The organism is Halomonas sp. SIMBA_159, assembly GCF_046536035.1.
GTDB lineage: Bacteria > Pseudomonadota > Gammaproteobacteria > Pseudomonadales > Halomonadaceae > Vreelandella > Vreelandella venusta_A.
Window position 1 is genome coordinate 1 of the sequence record NZ_JAWJBT010001253.1, and the last position, 247, is coordinate 247.

Genomic DNA, 247 nt, shown 5'->3' on the forward strand with positions numbered 1-247 from the left:
CTTGGCTTTAAATCAGATTCGAGATCCGTCTTTAACCAGTGAGTTTATTTTTTTAGATCGTCGTCAGGGATATGATCAAATTTGGAGAAAACTGAGTGATTTACCGTTAGAGATTTCGCAAGTGTGGGTGATTGGAACCGGCTTAAAACAGGTTGATTTTCCTGAAAATTTAAGTTTGATTGCAAGTGGAATTTGTCAGCGCGATCGCGCAAATTATTATCGGATTGGGATTCCTTATCAACGCTAT

Annotated in this window: 1 protein-coding gene; it reads left to right on the forward strand. The window is 38.5% G+C overall.

What is annotated here, in order from left to right:
- The coding region (locus R0J87_RS23275; RefSeq protein ID WP_498889337.1) for a hypothetical protein at positions 1-247 on the forward strand (247 nt) is incomplete at both ends.